At 69.3% G+C, this 2,891-nt stretch carries 4 protein-coding genes; 1 reads left to right on the plus strand and 3 read right to left on the minus strand.

Annotated elements, in window-relative coordinates:
• A partial coding sequence (locus tag ACK42S_RS17025; protein ID WP_409710346.1) for an FAD-dependent oxidoreductase occupies positions 1 to 732 on the minus strand: 732 nt, incomplete at its 3' end.
• A gap of 219 nt (positions 733 to 951) precedes the next feature.
• On the opposite strand from ACK42S_RS17025, the gene ACK42S_RS17030 reads away from it, so the two are divergent.
• Positions 952 to 2,241 carry a hypothetical protein gene (locus ACK42S_RS17030; RefSeq protein WP_409710349.1) on the plus strand — a complete coding sequence of 430 codons (1,290 nt, stop codon included), beginning with the start codon at positions 952 to 954 and terminating at the stop codon, positions 2,239 to 2,241.
• A gap of 12 nt (positions 2,242 to 2,253) precedes the next feature.
• On the opposite strand, the gene ACK42S_RS17035 is transcribed toward ACK42S_RS17030, so the two are convergent.
• Together ACK42S_RS17035 and ACK42S_RS17040 are read right to left on the minus strand one after the other, a co-directional pair.
• Positions 2,254 to 2,595, minus strand: coding sequence for a hypothetical protein (locus ACK42S_RS17035; RefSeq protein ID WP_409710352.1), 342 nt, complete (start codon positions 2,593 to 2,595; stop codon positions 2,254 to 2,256).
• Between the two features lie 46 nt (positions 2,596 to 2,641).
• Positions 2,642 to 2,891, minus strand: a 250-nt coding sequence (locus tag ACK42S_RS17040) for a hypothetical protein (RefSeq protein ID WP_409710356.1), incomplete at its 5' end; no start/stop codon positions are given.

Genomic DNA, 2,891 nt, shown 5'->3' on the forward strand with positions numbered 1-2,891 from the left:
CAGGCAGGTCGGATGGAACTGGATGAACTCCATGTTGCCCACCCGGCAGCCGGCGCGCCAGGCCATCGCGATGCCATCGCCCGTGGCGGTGTCGGGGTTGCTGGTGTAGCGGTAGACCTTGCCCACGCCGCCGGTGGCCAACACCACGGCCGCCGCCGGCAGGGTTTCCACCCGGCCGCGGTCGATGTCCAGGGCATAGACCCCATAACAGCGTGGTGGCTCGTCGCGCTTGAGGTGGCGCGAGGTGATCAGGTCCACCGCCATCCAGCGCTCGCGCAATTCAATATGAGGATGCCGACGCACCTGCTCGAGCAGCGCCTCGTGGATGGCCTTGCCGGTGGCATCGGCCGCATGGGCGATGCGGCGCACCGCATGGCCGCCCTCGCGGGTGAGGTGCAGTCCCAGCGGGCCCTGCGGATCGGCCGAGAACGGCACGCCCTGCGCCACCAGCCATTCGATGGCCTCGGCACTGCGCTGGGCGATGAAGCGGGCCGCGGTCTCGTCCACCAGCCCGGCTCCGGCATCCTGGGTGTCGCGCACGTGGCTGTCGATGCTGTCGTCGCTGCCCAGCACCCCCACGATGCCGCCCTGCGCCCAGGCGGTCGCCGCCTCGTTCACGCCCCGTTTGGCCAGCACCACCACCGGCCGCCGGGCTGCCAGGTGCAAGGCCACCGTCAGTCCGGCCAGGCCGGCGCCGACGATCACCACCGGATCGTTACGTGTCGATTCCATGCCATTCCCGTATTCGTCCGAGCCGCCTGCCAGGCGCAGGTGTCTCCTGTATGCTGCAAATCATTCTATCGGCGAGACGCTTCAGCCCCTGCCTGCCGGCTCCAACGTGAAGAAGGTCGCACCCCCGTGCCCACCCTCCCCCGAACGGGTGTGTCTGTCCGATGAAACGCATGGTTACACTGCCTGCACAACCCCTCCACGCTTCCACCATGAGGCACCATGTCCTACGTTCAGCGCATGGATGACACCAACCGCCCCCCGAACCGCCCTGTCGAGTGGGCCCCGACCATGCCTGACACCATGGCCACGCAGATCATGGCGCGCGAGAGCGACGACCCCCGGGTCGCGGGCTCGCATGACATCGGGCGGCTGACCGGTCCCAACACCCGGGAGCTGTTCGTCACCTGCGATGCGGCCGAGGCCCTGCGATTGCAGTTCGAGCACTTGCAAAGCCTGCATGTGGCCCTGCACGACATCGGCGGCAACGTCTCCCGCCAACTGCTGCGCCAGCTCGCTGCCCATGGCGGCAGTGCCGTGCAAAAGCTCATCATCCGCCAGCAGGGCTACGGCACCATGCTGGCGAGCATCGAATACGCCACCTACACCTCGCCCGAGGGCCAGCGCGTGCACATCTACTCCACCGATGTGCAAAGCACGCCGGCAGGCCAGCAGGCCGTCTCCAGGGCCTTGATGGAAAACGCCCAGGTCAGCGTCGTGCTGCTGGGCGAGATGGCCGGCCAGGGCTCGGCCAACGCCCTGCGGCAATTGATGCAATGGGTGCATGTGCCGGCCTGGGTCTGCCCCAGCCTGCTGATCATGCCGCTGGGTCCCGCGGCAGCCCAGGCAGCCGCTGCGCAGTCGGCGCAGGTGGTACAGCGCCATGGCATGCTGGTGCGTGCCGCCCCGCAGCCCTCGCGGCCCGCCGACGCGTGGTCGTTCATCTTGGGGTTCTGGCAGAAGCATGCCGCCCGGGGCCGCCTGGCTGGCGGGCCGAGCGCAGCATCGACCCTGCCGCAGCTCACGCCGCTGGCGCTCCAGCTCGACCCGGAGGAAGCCCGCACCGTGCCGCAATCGCCCGCGTGGGCCACGGCCCCGACCACCCCCGCCGCCCCGGCACCGGCCAGCCCCGTCCAGGCCTCGATGGAAGCCTATGTCGGCATGGTGGCGCAAATGACCGGCCTGCTGTCGTGCTGTGTGTTCGACGTGAACCTCGGCGCTCCGCTGGGCCACGCGGGCCGTGGCCCCTCGCCCATCGACCTGGCCCGGCAGGGGGCGGCGATCCTGAAGGCCCAGCAAATGGCCCGGCTGGCCCTGAACCTGGCCGATCCGGCCCACGAGATTCTGATTTCCTCCGACCGCCACCACCAGGTGGTGCGTCCGCTGCCAGGGCTGCCCGATGTGGCCTTGCACTGCTTGCTCGACCGGCACAAGACCAACCAGTCGCTGGTGCGTTTCCAGCTCCAGCGGCTGGACGCCTGGCTCAAGCAGCAACACCTGGCCGGACGTTGAGCCGCGCGATCGTCAGCGCCGGGAGCCGGTGTCGCCCTGGCTGGGTGGCACTTCGCGCACTTCCACGTCGATCACCTCGCTTGGCGCGCGCGAGGCGCCTCGGCCGGGCGCCCATGGGCCGGTGCGGGTGCGCAGGTCGGTCCAGCGGTAACGCCTGAACAAACCGAAATCGGCTGCCGTGGGGCGCCGCCCCCGCAGCAGGGCCCACACGCTGAGCACCAGCGCGGCGAAGAGTCCCGCCACCACCAGGCTGGCCAGGAAGACGAGGCTGAAGACCACGACAACGAGCCGTAGCAGCAGCGATGCGGCCGTAGCCACCAGGGTGCGCAGGAAATCCATCGAGGTGTGATTCACGGGCCGCCGGCGGGGTTCCCCTTGGGGGCCCGCCGGCGGGCCGGCCTTAATGCACGGTACGGCCAAACACGAACTCGCCGTTTTCCACCCCCACCGGGATCACATCCTTCGGCCCAAAGCGTCCCTCGAGGATGAGTCGGGCCACCGGATTCTCGATGCGGTGCTGGATCGCCCGCTTGAGCGGCCGCGCCCCGAAGACCGGGTCGAAGCCCACCTTGGCCAGCTCGGCCAAAGCTTCGGGTGAGACCTCCAGCCGCATGTCCATCTTCTCCAGGCGCTGTTCCAGGTGCTTGAGC

The organism is Caldimonas sp., from assembly GCF_046289365.1.
Taxonomy (GTDB): Bacteria; Pseudomonadota; Gammaproteobacteria; order Burkholderiales; family Burkholderiaceae_C; genus Caldimonas.